The following is a 20200-nucleotide window of genomic DNA, read 5'->3' as shown; positions in this document are numbered from 1 at the left end:
TTAAGTGAATTATAAAAATTAAAACTATGCCATATGTTAAAACACAAGGAGAAACTCCTGTAGAATTATATTACCAGGATCTTGGTAAAGGAAAACCCGTTATTTTTATTCATGGGTGGCCGTCCAACAGTTGCATGTGGGAATACCAGTTAGGCGAACTTTCAAAAAACTTTCGTTGTATTGCTTATGACCGCAGAGGTTTCGGAATGTCAGAAAAACCATTTGATGGTTACGACTATAATACTTTGGCTTCGGATCTTAAATCTTTAATCGATCATTTAAATTTAAGTGATGTTACTCTTGTCGGCTTTTCTATGGGTGGCGGGGAAGTTGTGCGTTACTTAACAAATCACGGTTCGGGGAAAGTGAGTAAAATTGTCCTTGTTTCGGCAGTAACTCCTTTTATGTTAAAGACCAATGATAATTCGGATGGAGCGCCCAAAGAGATGTTTGATGAGTTTGAAAAAACTATCAAGACGGATCGTCCGGCTTTTTTAAGCAATTTTGGAAAACAGTTTTTTGGCGTAAATCTTGTTAGTCACCCGGTAAGTGATGATTTGCTGCAATGGGCACAGGGACTCACTTTACAAGCAACACAACTCTCTACTTTAGGATGTATGCGTGCGTTTTCAGAAACTGATTTCAGAAAAGATTGTTCAGCTATCACTGTCCCTACGCTGATTATTCATGGAGACGATGATAAAACGGTTCCGTTTGAAACTTCCGGAAAAAAAGCTGCGGAATTAATAAAAAATTCTACGCTGAAAGTTTATGAAGGAGCTCCGCATGGTTTATTTGTAACAGAGAAAGAACGTTTAAATCAGGATCTCTTTTCGTTTATAAGTGGCGCAGGAACGTCGGTATCTGATGATAAGCCAACAGCCATGAATGGCTCCCACTCCTGATGGACCAGTGAAAAAAAGTCCCTGAATTCATGTTTCAGGGACTTTTTTTTATCAGCTCTTGATCAAAACAAAATGCGAACATGCTGATTTTATTTTACCTGTAATTTTAAAAAACTCTCACCCTCTAAAAACCCTTCCAGTTTGTCGCCGATCTTCACCTGCCCTACCCCTTCAGGAGTGCCCGTGTAAATAAGATCGCCTACTTTTAGAGTTATAAATTTAGAAACATAACTAATAACTTTATCGAAAGAAAAAATGAGGTCTTTAGAATGGCCAATTTGTTTTGATTGCCCATTAACTTTCAATTCAAAATTAATATTTTCAAGATTCAATTTTCCTTTATCTATAAATTTTCCAATAGGAGCGCTGTTATCAAAGGCCTTTGCTTTTTCCCACGGGAGTCCTTTTTCTTTGGCTTTGGTTTGCAAATCACGAGCGGTGAAATCTATTCCAATACCAATTTCATTGTAGTACTTATGTGCAAATTGCTCTTCAATGTGTTTTCCGGCTTTGCTGATCTTAATAACCAACTCAATTTCATGGTGCAGGTCATTTGTAAAATCTGGCAAATAAAAGTCTTCTTCCTTTAACAGCGCGGTGTCTGGTTTCATAAAGAAAACAGGTTCCGTTGGAAGTTCGTTTTTAAGTTCTTTGGCGTGTTCAGCGTAATTGCGGCCGATGCAGATTATTTTCATTATTAACTATTTAAATATTATCGTGATAAATTTAAAACACATAGAGACATAGGAGGCATAGAAAAATGCGTTGCGCAGAAAGATACACATAGTATTTGAAGCTTTGCTTAAAATAGGATCTCCTTGTTATCACGCATGGTCAAGAGTTGTAAATGTCGTATTAAAGTGCTGTAAATATAAAGCAAAATCCAGTGATAATTTGGTACATTTGCTCAACATTTATGGAAAATAATTTCGACATCATTATCGTAGGCGGAGGCATTGTTGGCCTTGCTACGGCATATAAATTAACGTTGCAACATCCTAATAAAAAAATTCTTGTCCTTGAAAAAGAGAAGGAAGTTGCCATGCATCAAACGGGTCATAATAGTGGTGTGATTCACAGTGGCATTTATTATAAACCAGGATCTTATAAAGCAATTAATTGTGTTTCCGGCCGACGTGAATTGGTGCAGTTTGCAAAAGATTATAAAATTCAACATGACATTTGCGGGAAAATAATTGTTGCTACCGAACAAAGCGAGTTGGCTCACATGACCAAGGTTTATAATAATGGCGTTGCTAATGGCGTAGAAGATATTGAGATCATTGACTCTAAACGAATAAAAGAAATTGAACCTCATTGCGAAGGTATTTCGGGTTTATGGGTGGGATGTACCGGTATTATTGATTATACCGATGTGGCTAAAAAATATGTAGAATTAATTCATGCAAAAAATACTGGCAGCAAGGTTTTAACTTCGCATAAAGTTACCGGATTTGAAAAAAACACAAACAACACAGTTGTTGTTACAGAGAAAGGAAAATTTACAGGAAACTATATTATTACTACCGGAGGTTTACAAGCTGACCGTCTAACCAAAAAAGAAGGTACTAAAACAGACTCTGCGATTGTAGGTTTCAGAGGAGACTACTATGATCTAAGTGAAAAAGGATTAAGTAAGGTAAAAAATCTTATTTACCCGGTGCCCAATCCTAAATTCCCCTTCTTAGGTGTCCATTTTACACGTATGATTAAAGGTGGTACAGAGTGTGGTCCGAATGCTGTATTTGTATTTGATCGTGAAGGTTACACTAAAACAGCATTCAGCATGAAAGACACGATGGATGCTTTTTCTTATAAAGGCACCTGGAAATTTTTCGGTAAACACTGGCAATTCGGTTTGGATGAATACCGCGGAGCATTTAGTAAAACTTATTTCTTAAACCGTTTACGTAAATTAATTCCGGATCTACAAATGGATGACATCGTTCCTGCCCGTTGCGGAATAAGAGCTATGGCCTTAGGACCTGAGGGAGAAATGCTGGACGACTTTAAAATTGAAAAAAATGGAAATGCCATGCATGTGATCAACAGTCCTAGTCCGGCGGCTACTGCAAGTCTGGCTTACGGAAATGAGATAGCGATGCAGGCTACGGAGTTTTTCAACCTGAAATAAGACACTAATTACACCAATTTTCACAAAGGAATAAACAGATTTATAATATCAATGAGCAATAAAAATTTAAGAGGAACGGGAGTAGCGATAGTGACTCCGTTTGACAAAAAAGGTAATGTAGATACAAAAGGATTAACTTCTGTTGTAAAACATTTACATGCAGGTAAAGTAGAATATATCGTAGTGCTGGGTACAACCGGAGAAAGCGTGACGCTCAGCAAGGATGAAAAGAAGCTCGTTATAGAAACGGTTATAAAAGCGAATAGTAACAAATTACCTTTGGTATTGGGCATTGGCGGAAACAATACGCAGGATGTTCTTGATAATTTTGATAAAACGGATTTAAAATCATTTGAAGCCATTTTATCTGTGGCGCCCTATTACAACAAACCCAACCAGGAAGGGTACTACCAACATTATAAAGCACTTTCAAAGGCTACTAAAAAAGATATTATTTTGTATAACGTACCCGGACGTACCGGAAGCAATGTGACCTGGGAAACGCAGGTTAGAATCGCAAAAGATTTTAAAAATATTATTGCAACCAAAGAAGCCAGCGGCAATATGGAGCAGATTATGAAGATCATCAAAAATAAACCGAAAGACTTTATGGTGATCAGCGGTGACGATAACCTGACTTTACCAATTATTGCAGCAGGTGGAGATGGTGTAATTTCTGTAGTTGCCAATGCTTTCCCGAAAGACTACAGCGAGATGGTTCGTTTATCTTTACAGCAAAAATTTACAGAAGCGCAAAAATTACACTACGGCTTAGTTGATATTACGGATCAATTATTTGCAGATGGAAATCCGGGTGGAATAAAATACGCTTTGAGTTTATTGAAAAAATGTGATCCTTACGTTCGTCTTCCTTTGTGTGAGCCAAATGATAAAGTGAAACAAACATTAGCTCAACTGATTAAAAAATACTAAGGTTATGCGCACTTATTTCTTATACTTTTGTTTCATTACAGGTATAGTTTTAAGTGCGCAAAATAATACTCCGCGAATCTTTAAGCTTCAGGAAAGAGCGGTTACCAAAAAAATTCAGAAGTATCTGCATCACGATACTATCATTGAAACACAACAGGCTTTTATTCACATTAATTATTCTAACGACCCTAAAAAACCCTATCTACTCCTGCTTCATGGTATGGGTGTGGACGCAAAAACTAATTGGTTCAAGCAGGTAGCTTACTTATCACGCTATTATAATTTACTTATGCCAGACCTGGTATATTTTGGAAAAAGTAGGGCAAAAGAAACTAATTATTCTGTCGAATTCCAGGTAGAACAAATTCATGAGGCTATAAGAAAAATAATTTCCAAGGAAAAGATATCGGTGATGGGCTTTAGTTATGGAGGACTGACTACAGCCATGTACAATGAGATTTATCCAGGCGAAGTAAATAAACTTGTTATTATTGATGGGCCCGTAAAATTTTTCTCTATTGAAATGGCTGACAGTTTGGCAAAGATAGCGGGCGTTGAAAGCATGACCAGTATTATTGTTCCGCAAACTCTATCCGATTTCAGCGCTATGCAAAAAGCTGTTCTATCAAAAAAATATCCGGCCACGCGTAAATTAAAGAGGAAACTGATTGCACACTATTTTAGTCCGACCTTAAAATCGCGCCAATTACAATTAAGTTATTTAAGCAGTCATCAAAGTGCTTATCAAAACTACAACTACAATTTAGACAAGACCCCTACTCTATTGATTTGGGGCAAAAAAGACGGTGTGGTGCCTGTTTACGTAGGAGAAAAATTACACGCTTCTTATCCGGGCACAACCAGGTTAATCATTTACAAAAAAGCAAAACACGACACTCATTTTAGGTGCGCAAAAAAACTTAATAAAGCAGTCATATCCTTTTTAAAGAATTAACCTTTAATTGTTGATTGTTTATCACAGCTTTTGATTATTTTTACTCAAAGTGATTTAATTTTAGAGTTGATCTGCGGGCGCTTTGCAAGATCTTTTATCAGAAAACAACATGAGTGAAAAAGTAAAAATACTAGACACCTTACAGATAAAACAAAAACTTAACCGATTGGCTTTTGAGGTATATGAAAATAACTTTACCGAGAAAGAGATTTTGGTGGTAGGTATTGATGGTAACGGCTATAAGGTAGCTCAACAGATCAGTGAAAAATTAAAAGAGATTTCTCCACTTAAAATAACGCTTGGAAAAATAAAAGTTAACAAAGACAAACCCTGGGAAGGTGAACCGGAAGTAGATTTCACCGAAAAGGAATTTGTAAATAAAACAATTGTTCTTGTAGACGATGTGTTGAACAGTGGGAAGACACTTATGTACGCTGTAAAATTATTTCTCGATAAGCCGGTAAAGAAGCTGAATACTGTAATTCTTGTAGACAGGAGTCATACACGTTTTCCGGTTAAGGCCGATTACGTTGGATTGACTTTAAGTACGACTTTGCAAGAACACATAGAAGCAGATTTTTCGAAGAAGAATAAAGAAGCAGTATATCTTATTTAAGTGGCTGAAAACGCAAAAATATCTAAACAAAAACGCATCCAGGATCTAAAGCTGAATGCTTTACTTGAAGTTACCAAAGCGATCAATAATAATTTTTCGACGGCCCAGCTTCTTGATCTTTACCAGGAAATACTAGAGAACCGCTTAGGTGTGGGAAAATTAATTCTATTTCATTTCGACAATGAGTGGAAATGTATTTTGAAATATGGGATGGGTAAAGAATTTACAAATACCGTTTTTGAAGAAGAACTTTTAGCCATACATGAGATTGAAACAATTACATTCAGTAAAGGCTTATTAAGTAAAAGTTTTGAAATTGTCATTCCGGTTTTTCACAAACACACGCCGCTTGCTTTCGTTTTATTAGGAGATGTAAACCAGGAAAAACTTGAACTCAGCGCTGCAATTAAACATTTACCTTATGTTCAAACGCTGACCAATATTATAATTGTTGCTATAGAAAATAAAAAACTTTACAAAGAAAATATTCAGAGAGCAACTATAAAAAAGGAGTTGGAGTTAGCGCAAAGCATGCAGCAAATGCTCTTTCCGCGCGAATTGCCTAATACTGAAGCATTCCAGGTAGCAGCAAAATACTTACCGCATCAACAAGTTGGAGGAGATTATTATGATTTTATAAAACTTAATAATCACGAATTTATTTTCTGTATGGCTGATGTGAGTGGCAAGGGTGTGGCAGCTGCCTTACTTATGAGTAATATGCAGGCTACTCTTCACAGCCTTATAAATTACACGCATAATTTAAAGGACATTGTTCTTGAATTAAATAAACGTGTTATCGATAACACCAAGTCCGAAAAATTTGTATCTCTCTTCCTTGCTAAGCTTAATACCAAGAGCCAGCAATTCAGTTATATTAATGCGGGACATAACCCTCCTATTTTTTATTACGAAAATAAATTCCAGGAATTAAGTAAAGGGTGCACTCTTTTAGGTATCAGCGAAAATCTCGCACAGATTAATGTGGAGACGTTTAATTACACTTCTGAATTTACCCTGGTTTGTTACACCGATGGACTTACAGACACCTCGAACATGGAAGATGACTCGGTGAGCGTTGAAGCTCTGAAAGAAATTATTGCAAAAAATAATAAGTCGGGTCCTGAGTTTTTAAACGAGGCTCTGCTGTATTTTGCAGAAGAATTTAAAGGAGAGAATGAATTTCCAGATGATATCGCTTTGCTAACTTTGAAAGTAAGCGATCTTAATTTCTAATCAGATTTTCACAAGTTTATAATGCACCTTAAGCTCGCCTGGAAAAGCGAGTCTCAAAACATAATATCCTGCAGGCAAATTTTCAGTAGAAATTTTCATTTCATTTTTTCCGGTAAAGTACGCTAGAGCACCGTTGTTTGCAATGGATCCGATTTCATTGATAATTTCATAGGTGGCATTCCCATTAGAAGGGCTGGTTATTTCAAAATTTACATCTGAAGAAGCAGGATTTGGCCAGATCTTGCTGCAAGAGATCTTTTCTGAAGCATTCATGACCGCGATTACAGAAGAATAAGAAAATTTCTGATCGATATCTGTCTGTTTTAAACGGTAATAATTTATCCCTGCGTAAGGCTTTGCATCCAGGAAAGAATACTGTTTTGAAACCTGGCTGTTACCTGCTCCGGGAATATTTGTTAATGGAACCCATTCGATACCATCTTCGCTTTTTTCAACAGTAAAAAAAGAATTTTCTGTTTCCGTTTGTGTCTGCCAGCTTAATATAATTCCGGTTTTGGTATAAGCTCCCGAAAAATAAGCCAGACCTATTGGCAGAGGAACTACCGAAGAGTTACAGTTAACAGTCTGATTATTGATGCCGGGACCATTAATGTCTACGGTAATTGTACCGCAATTTAAATTAGAAGGATTTGCCGCGGTGCAACTTGGATGAGTCGTATAAATATTATTACCATCGGAAGCGATATAGGGATTTGTACCCGTGGTGTATGACCCTGTTGCGGCATTGTTTGGTAAATCAAAAAAAAGATTTTGACCGTTGCAGGTAAAATTACCTTGTAAGGTATATAAAGAACCTGGAATGTTTGAACCGGTAAATGCTACAGTGTAAGTTACTACCAGATTGTAATTGTAACCCCAGGGACATGAATTGCTACTGGGAATAACTGAAACCAAGGCGACACGGACATTTACATTGTAACCATCGGTGGAAGAAACTGTAACATTGCATTGAGCGTTCGCCTTAAAAGCGAGGCAAACACATAAAAAACAAATAGTAAAAAACCTCAACATGTGTGCTGTAAAATTATTGTTTGATCTTGAAGCTTTTCTTATGTAAAGTTTAAATAATGTAAAATTGACTAGCACAAAATTCCTTTTAGTGGCATTGCCCTTTTCGGAAGCATATACGAAGAAACTGGATAAAGGTTTTGCTTGTTTTTGAAAAAGAGGCAGAAATGAAAAGGATCGGGTTAAACCTTTTTCTTTTTAGGATAATAAATATCAAAGCACACCAAAGCAGCAGCAAAGGCCCAGAAAGGCAGAGAAAGCTTATCAGTATCGAGAAAATTATTGATGAAACCGTGTACAAAATAAGTCATGATACCCAAAAATATTCCCGTGCAGAGAATTCGGTCATCCCGGTCTTCGAGGGAATAGACGAGTCTGTATCCCAATGAAGTTGTATATAGGAGAATGATGACGACGATAATCAATCCCATCAGACCCTGCTCTGCAAGAGGACCGAGGTATTCGCTATGCGCATTACCGTTAGTACCGAAGTTTGTACTGATGATGGTAAGCTCCCTGCTTAATTGGTAAGGTGCGTATTTAAACATGTAAGTTCCGGGTCCCCAACCTAAAACGGGTTTATCTTCCCACATACGAATAGCACAGCTCCAGCGGTTCAAACGTTCAAGATTGGAAGCGTCGGTTGAGATGTTGGACATAGATTGAATATTATTTCCAAAGCCACCTTTAGCGTCCTGGTCGTTTCTGCTCAGTACCATCAGAATCTCTGTTTGAAAAATGAGAAACAATCCCAATAAGGAAAAGAAAGTAACGAATAAAGTTTTGAATTTAATTCTAAAAAAGAGGGTAATATAAATGGAAAGGGCGAGGGCCAGACTACCCCACCCTGCGCGGGCAAAGGAAAGAATTATCGCCAGCATAAACATAAAGAACAATCCGATGGAAATTAATTTAACCCTCTTTGAAATAGATTTTAAAAACCAAAAAGAAACCATTACCGGGATAAACATGGCCAATGCTGCGCCGTAAGCAGTATGATCGTTATAGAAAGGAGAAACTATCCAGTCAGCGATTTTTTCGTCAAAATTAAAACGGGCATGTGAAACTGTTGTATAGCAAACAACAATCAGTAGAGCCAAAGAATAAACAAGGATGAAGTTGATCATGTTCTTCCTGTTTTGAAACAGGTGCGGAATGATGATGTACCCACTGAAGATGAACCACAAACGGGAGATCAGATACTTAAGTGATATTACAAACTCAGTGCTTGTGCAGGTCGTAAAAAACATCCAGAGTAACTGAACGAAAATTAAAATACTCAGAGGATGATTCAGAAATTTTTTATCTGTTACCGTCTTTTGAAAATGGATCATGACATATAAAAGCATGATACCAAACATAACCGGTTCTGTGGGAAGACTGAGATCGGGTCCCTCTGTTAGTCCGAGCTCCTTTAAGGACACAGCCAATGGAGTAAAGAAGGCCAAAAACAAAACAAGATTTTGCAGATGAAAAATCGCCGTGTAAATAATAAAACATGCAACAGGCAGCAAATTATAAGGATAAAAATAACCCCTTTTGTATACCATGATGTAGGCATCACCTAAAATATAGGCCAACATCAATAAAGGAAATAGATATGCTTTTAAATGCCTGGTCAAAGCGCTTGGATTTAAAATTAATTCAGGTAAAGCTTCTAGTGTTCTGCTTTGCCAAATTTATCTCTGAATAAGAGAAAGAATAATCCCATAAAGTTAGCTGCCAGAACTGTGATGGCTATAATGGTCATTCTCTTTGGTTTAGCTTTAAATTCATCGCCCTGAGCTTTTTGAACTACAAATTTATTTGGCACCAAAGTGTTGTAATTTACTTTTGCCTCATCGTATTTCATTTTAATATCAGGATATTTCGAACCATACTTTTCGAGGTTATCATGAATGTTCTGGTAAGCACCACCATATTTTTTCAGGGTATCAAATTTTGCTTCAAACCGTTTCATTGCCGCTACATCATTTTTTTCTATAGCTTTCGCGTAACTTTTTGAATAAGCTTTTACTTGCTCCTTGTAGTGAAAAACACCTAAGCCCCTGAGAACATTTAAACTGTCTTCCAGAATTTTCATTCTTGCTATAGTGCTGTCGTATTCCATTTTCACAATTTTGAGAACCTGGCCCGAAAGTTTCCTGTTCATATCGAAACGAATAGAGTCACAATAATCCGAAATACCATTAGCTACAAAGGCTGCACTATCAGCAGTATAGTCTAAAACTTCAATTTTGATACTGTTGTATTCTGTGCGTTTAATGGTTACCTGATCGTCCCACTTTTGTTTTAAGAAATGCAGAGCAAATACTGTATCTTTCAATTTCCAACGCTCCCAAAGGTTAAAGCGGTCAGCCACTTTAATTTTAATATCGTCTGTTGCGAAAATCTGCATTAGTTTTTCGCAATCATCTGCATCACCATACATCATGTAATCTTCCTGGTTACCTGCGTTTGCTTCGATAACTAATTTTGATACCGAAAACTGGCGGGCCGGAAAAACAATAGCAGTAGATTTGTATTGTTTAGGCATCAAAAAAACGATGACTCCGGTAACAATTGCAGTTACTATAGTAATCCACAGAAACTTTTTTCTCCACTCAATAACTTTTTCGATCAGCTCTCTTGCTGAAATATTCTCAACCATAATTTATTTGTATTTAATAAAACGTAATACTGATTTAGGATTTACCATACCAGTAACAAAGGCTAATAAACCACTAAAGATAAGCATTATAACAAAATTAAACATCCAACTGTCGCCATCTTTGCCCAGTAAATCCCAGGTGAAATAATTAATAAAAAATAAACCCGCAATGAAGAAAAACAAGGACCTCAACAAACGTTTGTTCACCTTGAAATTAAACACTTTGTAAGACAGGTATACCTGATAAAATCCGGTAAGAAACTGTGTAATTAAACTTGCAATTGCACTACCCATGGCCTGATACCTTGGAATTAAAAGAAAATTTAAGATTAAATTAACCAAAATGCCTCCAAAAGCCATTATGTTTAATTTTTTTAAATCGCCATTGGCCGTTAAAAGTGTTCCAAAAATACATGTTAATGAAACTGCAGTAAAGCAATTCATCAACACTGCCAAAATCTCATAGCCTTCAGCCGCATCGTAGGCAGCATTTGTAGAGTAATTTATTTTTTCAAAAAAATGTTGAGCATAAAAAATAGTACTTATTGAGACGATTAATGCCGGTGTAACCAATAATGTGAAAGATAATTTCACAATGTTTTCCATGTTTTCTTTATTTTTTATCATCCTGCTGAATAAAGGAATCAACTGAATGGAGAATAACATTGCTATTTGATTGGCTGCATCTAATAACCTAAAACTCTTTCCATAAATAGCGCTTTGCTCTTTTCCCAGATCACCCTGTAGTAGCTCCTGAATCATAATGGGATCGAGGCGATTGTAAAACGTCATCAACAAAACCAATACAGCATAAGGTAAACTCTTTTTTAAAATTAAAATATTAAAGTGCCAGTCCCAGTTTAATGTAAAAGTGAGTGTTTTTCTTATTACAACTATAAAACAAATTAATCCTGTAAGCGCATAACCCACCGTCTGCGCATACGCAAAGTTCATAATAGAAAGCTTTAACCAAAACATGTTGAATAGCATTGCTAAAACAATGATTATTTGTATTACCCTGTCTAAAACAGAAATAAAGCTATCTAATCTAAATAAATGCAGGGCCTGTAAGTTTGAACGTAAAAACACGTTTAAACTTAATAAAAAACTATTGAGGCATAAAATGACAAGCAGCTGAACGTTGTACCCGAAAAGTAAATAACCAATAGAAAAAGAAACCACAAAGTACAATAAGCCAAGTGTAAACTTCAGGCTTAACATTTTACCAAAATGTTTACTCAGTAAATGACTGTATTGTGCAATGTTTTTATTATTAAAATTGGTTAAGCCAAAATCTAAAAATATATTGAGTAATAAAGAGAATTGGAAAATAGTAAAATACTCACCATAAGTTATATTTCCCATTTGCCCCTGAACTTTTGGCTCAATAATTACAGTCCAGAATGGCTTAATAAGGAGATTAAGGATGATCAGGATGGCGAGGTCGAGTATGAACTTTTTCTTTTGCATTAAAAGCGGACAAAGATAGTTTTTTTTATCGCTTTTACTAATCTAATTCATAGATTTGCGGGGTGCAGATCGTTGTTAATACCCGGTTATTATTGAAAAACCGACTTGAGGGAATTGGTTGGTTTGGTTACCAGACCCTGAAACGTATTACCCGGAAAAACCCGAATGTTCACTTTGTATTTTTATTTGACCGACCCTTTGACGAGGAGTTCATTTTTTCGGATAATATTACGCCATTGGTTGTTTCTCCTCAGGCGCGTCACCCCTTTTTGTATTATGCCTGGTTACAATTATCCGTTAAGGGTGTGCTTACTAAAATGAAACCCGATTTGTTCCTGTCTCCTGATGGATTTTTAAGTCTTGGAGCTCCCTGCAAGCAATTGCCGGTGATTCACGATCTTAACTTTATACATTACCCAAAGGATAGTAAATGGCTGACCGCTAAATATTATAATTATTACTTCCCCAGGTTTGCGAAAGAAGCTAGCAGAATAGCTACTGTTTCGGAATTCAGTAAACAAGAGCTCATTTCAAATTACAAAATCGAAGCTTCTAAGATTGATGTGGTTTACAATGGTATTCATTCCTTTTTTAAACCTTTAGATGAGCTCACGAAACAAAAAACCAAAGAAAAGTTCTCCTACGGAAAAAACTATTTTGTGAATGTGGGTTCTTTACATCCGCGAAAAAACATCCCTTCTCTGATCAGGGCCTTTTCTGAGTTTAAGAAAGAAAGTCATTCTGATTTTAAGTTAGTGCTTGCAGGGCCTGGCTTTTGGGGACTTTCGGACATAAACAAAACCCTTGAAGAAAGTGCTTATAAAGAAGACATCATTTTTACCGGAAGATTAAGCGATGAGGATCTTGGACTTGTTTTAGGGAGCGCCACTGCATTGACTTTTATACCCTATTACGAAGGCTTCGGCATTCCTTTAGTGGAAGCTATGGAGGCAGAAGTTCCTATCATTACCAGTAATGTAACCAGTTTGCCAGAGATTGCCGGAGATGCCGCATTACTTGTAAATCCGACAGAAATTCACGACGTAAAAAATGCCATGCTTCGTATGTACGGTGAAGAGGCTTTAAGGAATGCTCTTATACAAAAAGGAAGAATTCAGAAACAGAAGTTTTCATGGGATAAGAGTGCGGATTTGTTGTGGGAGAGTGTTTTAAAAACGACAGACTAGGACTGGAATGCATCTTTGATGAATTTTGATTTCACGAATCTGTTCCAAGACCTGCCCTAGTCCCAATTAATAAACCCAAGCACCTTCTCCGTAGTTCCTGAATTTTTCGCGAAATAAGTACTTAATCTCTCTTCCACTTTTTTAATTTCCTCGTGTGAATTTAAAAAATGAAGGATTTCTTTTTCTGCTTCATTGGCGTTAGAAACATTTTTTGCGGCGCCCATCTTAAGAAGGTCTATAGCTTCATTGTATTTGTGATAATCGTCACCACCGTAAAAAAGAACGGGTTTTAAATACACTGCGGGCTCAAGACAATTATGAATACCGGAGTTGAAACCACCGCCAATATAAGTGACAGTCGCGTAATGGTAAATCTTGTTTAGGAGACCCATCGCATTTACGATTAGGATGGACGAAGCGGAATTTTGTTTTTGGTCGCTATACAAAGTATAAACGAGATCGTTTTTTGAAAGCAGGTTCTCAAGGTTTTGAATGGTTTTATCATCCACATGATGCGGTGCTAAAATTAGTTTCAAATCAGGATCATTTAAATTTTTAAACATCTCAATTAAAAGTTCTTCATCTTTGGGCCAGGTACTTCCCGCAATAATTACTTTTTTGTTACCGCAAAATTCTTCAAAAAACGGAAGCGGCGTAAAATTATTTTTTATCTCCACCACCCGGTCAAAACGCGTATCACCGCACACTTCGTAGTTCTTCATCCCTATACTTTGCAATAAAGCAGCGGAGGCATCATCCTGGATAAATAATTCTGTGAACGTTTTTAAAGATCTTCTGAATAAGCCTCCATACCATTTAAAGAAAGGGTGGTGTGGCTTAAAAACCGCTGAAACCAGGAATGTTGGAATATTTTGTTTTTTTAAGCGGAATAAAAAATTTACCCAGAATTCGTATTTAATAAAAAGAGCTATGTTCGGATTAATACTACTAATAAACGCTTTTGCATTCGCCCTGGTGTCCAACGGAAGATAACAAATAAGATCAGCTCCGCTCCAGGTTTTAAATGCTTCATATCCGCTTGGTGAAAAGAAACTAAGCACTATTACATAATCCGGATGTTGTTTACGAATGGCTTCCATTAGCGGTCGTCCCTGCTCGAACTCGCCATAAGAGGCGCAATGCACCCATACTCTTTTACGTCCTGCAAAAGGGGCGATTTTGCGGCTAAGTTCCAATCTCCAGTTCTTTCTTCCGCGCACCCATTGTTTTGCTTTTTCTTTTCTGAGAGAAGCTGCAAGAATTACAAAGCCGTATAAACGAACGATAAAATTGTAAAAAAACATTCAGAATTAATTATAATAAAATTCGTTAGGTTTCTTTTTGTAAAGTGGAAGAATCCAACCTGCCCTGAAGCCTAAAAGTCCGTCGAAGCGTTGTTTTGTATCAGGTAGTCCCGTGGTGTAGTTTAATTTTCTGAAACTTTTCGCGAAGGTTTGGTATGATTCAAAACCGAGGTAAAAGTTTAAAAGCCTATTCTCACTGAGATGCAAATAGCCAATGAACTGACTTATGGAGGGCCCTCCACTAAAACGGTCGTAGCCTTTTTTAAGATCTTTATATATAGCCGCTACACGATTTTGTGCGTCGTAAAGATTAACCTTGTGTTGCAAATAGCCTATGCCAACGGTTACCATAATACCCGAATTGGGGAAGCTCTTATCAATATTAAAGATGCGTCCGAAGTGTGCATGAACTCCGATGCCACGCTCTGTTATCCGCAGATCTGCAGGATAGCCCTCATTGTCGGTAACATAGCCTTCGGGGGTTTTAAGATTTACAAGAACATCTTCTTTTACATTTCTTCCAAATATGTAAAATGCATCAAGGCCATAGATCCAGTTCTTTTTTGTTTTGATCAGGAAAGAACCACCGGCCCTTAAATTTAAACCAAAACGATTGGCTAAATCTCCATAAGGGATTTGTCCTCCAAAATTAACTCCAACTAAAGGAACAGTTATTGCAGAATCCTTTTGCCCCTGCAGGAAAAAAGATAAAAATAAGAGCGGAATCAGGAATCTCATAAGGCCTTAAAATTAAGTGATATTATGGGATTAAAAAACCGATTAACCCAAATTGCTTAAAATCTGTTTATCTGGTTAAAATCGGGCAAAAAATGGAAATGACAAAAACAATCAGTTTTTATCCATTTCTTCCATGCGGTTTTTGTAGGTGGTGATTTTTGTATTCAAAGAATCGCTTTCTACAAGCCCATCTTTTAAACGTACTATGCGGTGGGCATGAAGAGCTATGTCTTCCTCATGAGTAACAAGAATGATTGTATTTCCTTTTTTGTGTATCTCTTCAAAAAGCCCCATAATTTCGACAGAAGTTTTACTATCGAGATTTCCGGTTGGCTCATCGGCAAGAATGATGGCGGGATTGTTAACCAGTGCTCGGGCAATGGCCACACGCTGGCGTTGTCCACCGCTTAATTCATTTGGCTTATGATTCATGCGATTACCCAAGCCAACACTTTCTAAAACTTCTTTTGCGCGTTTTTCCCGGTCTGCTTTGCTGAAACCGGCATAAACCAACGGCAGAGCAACATTATCCAGTGTTGTAGCCCGGGGCAACAAATTAAAAGTCTGGAAAACAAAACCTATTTCTTTGTTGCGCACTTCTGCCAATTCATTGTCCGTCATTTGCGCTACCGAAAGACCATTTAAAATGTATTGACCAGAAGTAGGACTATCGAGACAACCAAGGGTATTCATCAGGGTAGACTTGCCGCTGCCGGAAGGACCCATGAGTGCTACATACTCATTTTTATAAATACTTAGCGACACATCTTTAAGCGCTTCTATGATCTCGTCGCCTATTTTATAAGTCTTTTTTAAACTTCTTATTGAAATGAGTTCTTCCACTGCTGTAAAATTAGGCCTTTACAACATGATTAAAAAACCACTCGTAACAATTTCGGATATTTTGTTTAATGCTTCAGGCTTTGCAGAAAAAGATGGTTCGATTAAAACCTTGATGGATTTAAGATTACGGCGTTTAATAATAACATTTAACTTTAAACTTTTAAAATGAGTTTTTACCGAAGAATAAAATATTTTTTAGTGCATACCTTAATGCTCAGTAATAAGGCAGCCGCAGAACTTATTGAAAAAGGCCTGGTAGAAATTGATTCTCTGCAAATTTTCGAAAACGTTTTTCTCGAAGATCATTCTGAAATAAAAGTGAATGGAAAAATTGAGCGTTTGAAAAAGGAGTTTGTGTATTTAAAATTTCATAAACCAACCGGATATGAAAGCACTTTAAACAAAAACATCTCAGAAAATCTCTCCACTTTCTTTCCCAATAATCCTGATCTGGCAATAGCGGGGCGACTCGACAAACAATCGGAAGGCCTGATGCTTTTAAGCAATGATGGAAAATGGGTAGAAAAGATGTGTAATCCGAAATTTGAAAAAGAAAAAGAATATTTGGTGCGTTTAAATAGAACACCTACGGAAGATTTTTTTACCAGTTTTCAAAACGGCGTTCAATTAGGAGATTACCTTACCGCACCCTGTTATTGTGTGCGAATGGATGACAATCAAATTAAGATCATTTTAAAAGAAGGCAAGAACAGACAAATACGGCGTATGTGCAAGACCCTCGGATTTACTGTAACCGAATTAAAAAGAATTCGTGTTGACAGTTACGAGCTTAACGATCTCGGTTCAGGTGAGCAAAAGTTATTTTCTTTAAGCTAAAGTAACCGACTAAAAATCATTACAATAACATTTCGCTTACAAAAATTTAACAATTAGATGTTTAAACATTAGATGTTATAACATACATTTGCCCTATAATTATAAAACAAACAAAAATGAAAAAAGTATTTACAACTGCAGCTGCGTCGTTATTAATGATGTCTGCAACATTTGCACAAGTTAACTGGAAAGTAGATGCTTCCCATTCAAAACTTGGATTCTCTGTAACCCACATGATGGTTAGCGAAACAGAAGGAAAATTTAAAGTATTTGACGGAACTGCAAGTTCAAAAAGTGAAATGGATTTTACAGATGCTAAAATTGAATTTACTGCTGATCCAGCTTCTATCAATACAGAAGATCCTAAGCGTGACGGTCACTTAAAAAGTGCTGACTTTTTTGACGTTGAAAAATTTCCTTCTATTACTTTTAAAAGTGTTAGCATGAAACCAGATCCAAAAGGTGGTAAAACAGCTTATATTTTAGAAGGTGATTTAACTATGCATGGTGTTACTAAAAGAGTAAAATTAAACGCGATTGGTGCTGCAAAAACAGTAAAAGATCCATACGGAAACATTAAAAATGGTTTCAAAGTTACAGGTGTTATCAACCGTAAAGATTTCGGTTTAGCTTGGAATGCTGCTTTAGAAGCTGGTGGTGTTGCTGTAAGTGAAGAGGTTCAAATTAACCTGAACATTGAGTTAAACAAAGAAAAATAATAGTTCTTATTGGTGAGGACACAGGGATTCAGACGCCTTGTGTCCTTTTTTTTTAAAGTCTGATTTAGCGCCATGAAGCTCGAAGATGAAATACAACAAAAATCGTTCAAGACAGAATATCAAAAACTGGCTGTGAACCTGTTTTACACGACTAATTGGCTGAACAATCATTACAGTGAATTTTTCAAGAATCTGGACCTTACCGTTCAACAATACAATGTTCTTCGCATTTTAAGAGGCCAGCACCCTACTCCCTGTCATTTAAAACTTGTGAAAGAACGTATGCTTGACCGTATGAGCGATGCTTCACGTATTGTAGACAAGCTTGTAGCAAAAGAATACGTGATACGTAATGAATGCCCGAGTGATCGTAGAAGTGTGAATTTACTTATTTCTGATTCGGGACTTAAGTTGCTGAAAGAGCTTGATTACATTGACGAATCGACGAAAGATATTTTTAAAAGCCTGAACCCTGACCAGGTGCTACAGCTTAATACCTTGCTGGATGAGCTTCGCGGCAAAGGACAATGATTTTAAATCCTTCATAAAACCACATTTTCTCATCTTATTCCGGTAAAACCCCCTTTTCATAGGGTGGTTTTCAACCTTTATCTAATTTTCAGCGAAAAATTTGTTTGGCATTTTATTTTTTTTAAGTACTTTTAGCCAGGCACAAACTGTTTGGCGACACACCATACAGATTGTTTTACTCTTAAACACATTAAAAAAATAGACAAAACAACGCGGCATTTGAATAAAGAATGCCTGTTGTATTCATAAGGACCCAATTTATGAAAAGCAAAATTTCAATACTGCTTGTTTTTTATAGCCTGTCAATCAGTGCCCAGATATTTCCCGCAACGCACACTTCTGTACATGAAAACCTATTGTCGTTAGACTATTCATCGGGATTATTTTTTGAGAGAGGTGAGTATTCTTATTTATCGGACCTGGAGAGATTAAACCTATCAACTTACAATTCTTTTGCACAACCCGCGGCTCCTATACTAACCAGCCATGCGAGTGACCTAGAAATTTGTACAGGTCACAGCACACGTTTAACGGCAACCAGCGGGCATTCTATATACTGGTACACCGTTCCACCGCCGCTTGGCACTCCTGTAGCAACAGGCCCGATTTTTATAACTCCCATTCTCAGTACCGGTTATTATACTTACTATGCTGTAGCAGAAAATAATGGGGTTCGCAGCGAAATTACATCTATGGAGGTGGTGATGGTTTATCCCAGTCCAAGTTTAACAGTTACAAGTAATGCAACCAGTGTATGTGCTAATGAAACAGCAACGCTTACTGTAAGCGGTACCACTTATTATGAATGGGAGTTTGGTCCGATTGCTTCGCAAATGACTATTACCCCTATTGAGACGCAAACCTACAAAGTTACCGGTATTAATACTGCTGGATGTAAAAGTACCGTAGAATTCACACAACATGTTGATTTGTGTTATACAGAATACCTGGCAAATTCGGTAAGTAAAAAAAGTAATTCTTTCCCATTAGAGGAAACGGGAGAATCAATTTTCTCTGTGTTTCCTAATCCAAATAACGGAGCCTTTACAATTCATTTGGGCGATGTTACCCAAAATACAAGAGTGGAGATCTACAATGCTTTGGGTCAATTAATTTATAGTAGTAAAATCTCTGAAGAACTCACTGCTATAGCCATTGACGACGTTCCAAATGGTATATACGTGATTAGAATTCTGGAGAAAGACAAAGTTCAGAGACAACAAAAAATTCTAAAGGGCTAAAGTAGTATTAGGCCATAACAAATTTTTTATCTTTTAAAAAGAACTTGCAACTATCTGCAAGGATATGCACGGTGAGATTTTCAGCCACTATTGCCGTATTCTCGTTGGCATCGTTACCATTATTCTGCCCCATTTTACTGGCATCTATAATAATAACCATACCCGAACCTTTGCATTCTGCTTCATTCTCACCACTAATTAGCAACGATGTATTTTCACTCAGACCAATCCCCAGACAGGAAGGATTTTGTATCACTGCCTGCGCTAATCTTGCAAAGCGGCCGCGCTGAATAAAATGTGTGTCTACAATCATATTACTAATCAAACCAAATCCTTTTCCTATCTGCAAATCGTCTTTAAAAAGAACTTCACCGATCAAACCATCTTCAATAATAATGTCAGAGAGAGACATGGCTCCGGCGCTGGTACCCGCAAGTATAAATTGTTCGTCTTCCTGGTATTTTTTTATAACAGCTTTAAGAATTTCGCTTCCTTTTATAGTTTTAACCAGTTTTACCTGATCGCCCCCGGTAAAAAAAACGGCGTGTGCTTTTTTAATGCGTTCGAGGTAGACCGTTTCCTCATCCCTTGTCCACTTATCCATATGTAAGAAGCCAATTTTATGAAAGCCTTCTCGCTTGTAAGCTTCAAGGTACCACTCTTCTATCTCCTCAGGAACGGAGGAAGCAGATGTGATAATTTCGATTATCGTCTCTGACCCGGCGGTTTTATTAATAAGAGAGCCAAGTATTTCAAAAGGTTCATAGCCTTTTACGCGTTTTACAACGTTTAAGCTTTCTTCTTCGTCCCCTTTTTCCTCATGTCCCCCAATAATCAGAAGCTTTCCTTTTGGTGCCATATACTAAATGGAT

The 20200-nt window shown here is 37.0% G+C and carries 21 protein-coding genes; 12 read left to right on the top strand and 9 right to left on the bottom strand.

Translation table 11 applies throughout. The annotated features are described in order from the left end of the window. The first annotated feature begins 26 nt into the window (after positions 1-26). Positions 27-905: an alpha/beta hydrolase gene (locus CNR22_20740; GenBank protein ID PBQ34102.1), complete on the top strand. Its 879-nt coding sequence runs from the start codon at positions 27-29 to the stop codon at positions 903-905. An 89-nt stretch (positions 906-994) separates the two neighbouring features. Here CNR22_20740 and CNR22_20735 read toward each other — a convergent pair whose 3' ends face one another. Next, complete coding sequence (locus tag CNR22_20735) at positions 995-1600, bottom strand: 2-hydroxyhepta-2,4-diene-1,7-dioate isomerase (protein PBQ34101.1); 606 nt, start codon at positions 1598-1600, stop codon at positions 995-997. 221 nt (positions 1601-1821) lie between these two features. Here CNR22_20735 and CNR22_20730 point away from each other — a divergent pair, with 221 nt between their 5' ends. The 5 genes from CNR22_20730 (at position 1822) to CNR22_20710 (ending at position 6779) form a co-directional block, all read left to right on the top strand. Continuing rightward, positions 1822-3039: an L-2-hydroxyglutarate oxidase gene (locus CNR22_20730; GenBank protein PBQ34100.1), complete on the top strand. Its 1218-nt coding sequence runs from the start codon at positions 1822-1824 to the stop codon at positions 3037-3039. Positions 3040-3090: 51 nt separating this feature from the next. Then, the gene (locus tag CNR22_20725) at positions 3091-3972 is read left to right on the top strand and encodes a 4-hydroxy-tetrahydrodipicolinate synthase (protein ID PBQ34099.1); all 882 of its coding nucleotides are present in this window, start codon (positions 3091-3093) and stop codon (positions 3970-3972) included. Between the two features lie 4 nt (positions 3973-3976). Next, positions 3977-4927, top strand: a complete 951-nt coding sequence (locus CNR22_20720) for a hypothetical protein (protein PBQ34098.1) — start codon at positions 3977-3979, stop codon at positions 4925-4927. A 109-nt stretch (positions 4928-5036) separates the two neighbouring features. Next, positions 5037-5543, top strand: coding sequence for a phosphoribosyltransferase (locus tag CNR22_20715; GenBank protein PBQ34097.1), 507 nt, complete (start codon positions 5037-5039; stop codon positions 5541-5543). Further along, on the top strand, positions 5544-6779 hold the full coding sequence (locus tag CNR22_20710) for a hypothetical protein (GenBank protein ID PBQ34096.1): 1236 nt from the start codon (positions 5544-5546) through the stop codon (positions 6777-6779). It begins immediately after the preceding gene. Here CNR22_20710 and CNR22_20705 read toward each other — a convergent pair whose 3' ends face one another. From CNR22_20705 to CNR22_20690, 4 genes are all read right to left on the bottom strand, one after another. Then, entirely contained in the window at positions 6780-7811 is a 1032-nt protein-coding gene (locus tag CNR22_20705) for a hypothetical protein (protein PBQ34095.1), read from the bottom strand. Between the two features lie 179 nt (positions 7812-7990). Next, the gene (locus CNR22_20700) at positions 7991-9391 is read right to left on the bottom strand and encodes a hypothetical protein (protein PBQ34094.1); all 1401 of its coding nucleotides are present in this window, start codon (positions 9389-9391) and stop codon (positions 7991-7993) included. A 74-nt stretch (positions 9392-9465) separates the two neighbouring features. After that, positions 9466-10458 (bottom strand): hypothetical protein, encoded by a 993-nt coding sequence (locus CNR22_20695; GenBank protein ID PBQ34093.1) that lies wholly within the window; start codon positions 10456-10458, stop codon positions 9466-9468. 3 nt (positions 10459-10461) lie between these two features. Continuing rightward, a complete protein-coding gene (locus tag CNR22_20690) occupies positions 10462-11928 on the bottom strand; it encodes a hypothetical protein (GenBank protein ID PBQ34092.1) in 1467 nt (488 codons plus the stop codon). Positions 11929-11990: 62 nt separating this feature from the next. Here CNR22_20690 and CNR22_20685 point away from each other — a divergent pair, with 62 nt between their 5' ends. Beyond that, positions 11991-13115 carry a glycosyltransferase gene (locus tag CNR22_20685; protein ID PBQ34091.1) on the top strand — a complete coding sequence of 375 codons (1125 nt, stop codon included), beginning with the start codon at positions 11991-11993 and terminating at the stop codon, positions 13113-13115. A gap of 56 nt (positions 13116-13171) precedes the next feature. Here the strand turns inward: CNR22_20685 and CNR22_20680 are convergent, their stop codons facing one another. The 3 genes from CNR22_20680 to CNR22_20670 all read right to left on the bottom strand — a co-directional run bounded on the left by CNR22_20680 (position 13172) and on the right by CNR22_20670 (position 16000). After that, positions 13172-14419 (bottom strand): 3-deoxy-D-manno-octulosonic acid transferase, encoded by a 1248-nt coding sequence (locus tag CNR22_20680; protein PBQ34090.1) that lies wholly within the window; start codon positions 14417-14419, stop codon positions 13172-13174. A gap of 6 nt (positions 14420-14425) precedes the next feature. Further along, positions 14426-15157, bottom strand: coding sequence for a hypothetical protein (locus CNR22_20675; protein ID PBQ34089.1), 732 nt, complete (start codon positions 15155-15157; stop codon positions 14426-14428). A 111-nt stretch (positions 15158-15268) separates the two neighbouring features. Beyond that, positions 15269-16000, bottom strand: a complete 732-nt coding sequence (locus CNR22_20670; GenBank protein PBQ34088.1) for a macrolide ABC transporter ATP-binding protein — start codon at positions 15998-16000, stop codon at positions 15269-15271. Between CNR22_20670 and CNR22_20665 the strand changes: the two genes are divergently transcribed. The 5 genes from CNR22_20665 (at position 15987) to CNR22_20645 (ending at position 19328) form a co-directional block, all read left to right on the top strand. After that, the gene (locus CNR22_20665) at positions 15987-16169 is read left to right on the top strand and encodes a hypothetical protein (protein ID PBQ34087.1); all 183 of its coding nucleotides are present in this window, start codon (positions 15987-15989) and stop codon (positions 16167-16169) included. The genes CNR22_20670 and CNR22_20665 overlap by 14 nt on opposite strands. Beyond that, complete coding sequence (locus tag CNR22_20660) at positions 16166-16837, top strand: hypothetical protein (protein ID PBQ34086.1); 672 nt, start codon at positions 16166-16168, stop codon at positions 16835-16837. The genes CNR22_20665 and CNR22_20660 overlap by 4 nt, the downstream gene beginning before the upstream one ends. Positions 16838-16953: 116 nt before the next feature. Beyond that, positions 16954-17556 (top strand): hypothetical protein, encoded by a 603-nt coding sequence (locus tag CNR22_20655; protein PBQ34085.1) that lies wholly within the window; start codon positions 16954-16956, stop codon positions 17554-17556. A 72-nt stretch (positions 17557-17628) separates the two neighbouring features. After that, a complete protein-coding gene (locus tag CNR22_20650; protein ID PBQ34084.1) occupies positions 17629-18087 on the top strand; it encodes a MarR family transcriptional regulator in 459 nt (152 codons plus the stop codon). A gap of 230 nt (positions 18088-18317) precedes the next feature. Next, positions 18318-19328 carry a hypothetical protein gene (locus CNR22_20645; GenBank protein PBQ34083.1) on the top strand — a complete coding sequence of 337 codons (1011 nt, stop codon included), beginning with the start codon at positions 18318-18320 and terminating at the stop codon, positions 19326-19328. Positions 19329-19335: 7 nt separating this feature from the next. Here the strand turns inward: CNR22_20645 and CNR22_20640 are convergent, their stop codons facing one another. After that, a complete protein-coding gene (locus CNR22_20640; GenBank protein ID PBQ34082.1) occupies positions 19336-20187 on the bottom strand; it encodes a cyanophycinase in 852 nt (283 codons plus the stop codon). Positions 20188-20200 lie beyond the last annotated feature (13 nt).

It is taken from the genome of Sphingobacteriaceae bacterium, from assembly GCA_002319075.1.
Classification (GTDB): Bacteria; Bacteroidota; Bacteroidia; order B-17B0; family Aurantibacillaceae; genus Aurantibacillus.
This window is presented reverse-complemented; position numbering and strand designations above follow the sequence as displayed.

What these genes read in the sequence shown, in the direction of transcription:
- CNR22_20740 (PBQ34102.1), top strand. Translation starts at nt 27, where the DNA reads ATGCCATATGTTAAAACACAAGGAGAAACTCCTGTAGAATTATATTAC.
- CNR22_20735 (PBQ34101.1), bottom strand. Translation starts at nt 1,600, where the DNA reads ATGAAAATAATCTGCATCGGCCGCAATTACGCTGAACACGCCAAAGAA.
- CNR22_20730 (PBQ34100.1), top strand. Translation starts at nt 1,822, where the DNA reads ATGGAAAATAATTTCGACATCATTATCGTAGGCGGAGGCATTGTTGGC.
- CNR22_20725 (PBQ34099.1), top strand. Translation starts at nt 3,091, where the DNA reads ATGAGCAATAAAAATTTAAGAGGAACGGGAGTAGCGATAGTGACTCCG.
- CNR22_20720 (PBQ34098.1), top strand. Translation starts at nt 3,977, where the DNA reads ATGCGCACTTATTTCTTATACTTTTGTTTCATTACAGGTATAGTTTTA.
- CNR22_20715 (PBQ34097.1), top strand. Translation starts at nt 5,037, where the DNA reads ATGAGTGAAAAAGTAAAAATACTAGACACCTTACAGATAAAACAAAAA.
- CNR22_20705 (PBQ34095.1), bottom strand. Translation starts at nt 7,811, where the DNA reads ATGTTGAGGTTTTTTACTATTTGTTTTTTATGTGTTTGCCTCGCTTTT.
- CNR22_20700 (PBQ34094.1), bottom strand. Translation starts at nt 9,391, where the DNA reads ATGTTGGCCTATATTTTAGGTGATGCCTACATCATGGTATACAAAAGG.
- CNR22_20695 (PBQ34093.1), bottom strand. Translation starts at nt 10,458, where the DNA reads ATGGTTGAGAATATTTCAGCAAGAGAGCTGATCGAAAAAGTTATTGAG.
- CNR22_20690 (PBQ34092.1), bottom strand. Translation starts at nt 11,928, where the DNA reads ATGCAAAAGAAAAAGTTCATACTCGACCTCGCCATCCTGATCATCCTT.
- CNR22_20680 (PBQ34090.1), bottom strand. Translation starts at nt 14,419, where the DNA reads ATGTTTTTTTACAATTTTATCGTTCGTTTATACGGCTTTGTAATTCTT.
- CNR22_20675 (PBQ34089.1), bottom strand. Translation starts at nt 15,157, where the DNA reads ATGAGATTCCTGATTCCGCTCTTATTTTTATCTTTTTTCCTGCAGGGG.
- CNR22_20665 (PBQ34087.1), top strand. Translation starts at nt 15,987, where the DNA reads ATGAGTTCTTCCACTGCTGTAAAATTAGGCCTTTACAACATGATTAAA.
- CNR22_20660 (PBQ34086.1), top strand. Translation starts at nt 16,166, where the DNA reads ATGAGTTTTTACCGAAGAATAAAATATTTTTTAGTGCATACCTTAATG.
- CNR22_20655 (PBQ34085.1), top strand. Translation starts at nt 16,954, where the DNA reads ATGAAAAAAGTATTTACAACTGCAGCTGCGTCGTTATTAATGATGTCT.
- CNR22_20650 (PBQ34084.1), top strand. Translation starts at nt 17,629, where the DNA reads ATGAAGCTCGAAGATGAAATACAACAAAAATCGTTCAAGACAGAATAT.
- CNR22_20645 (PBQ34083.1), top strand. Translation starts at nt 18,318, where the DNA reads ATGCCTGTTGTATTCATAAGGACCCAATTTATGAAAAGCAAAATTTCA.
- CNR22_20640 (PBQ34082.1), bottom strand. Translation starts at nt 20,187, where the DNA reads ATGGCACCAAAAGGAAAGCTTCTGATTATTGGGGGACATGAGGAAAAA.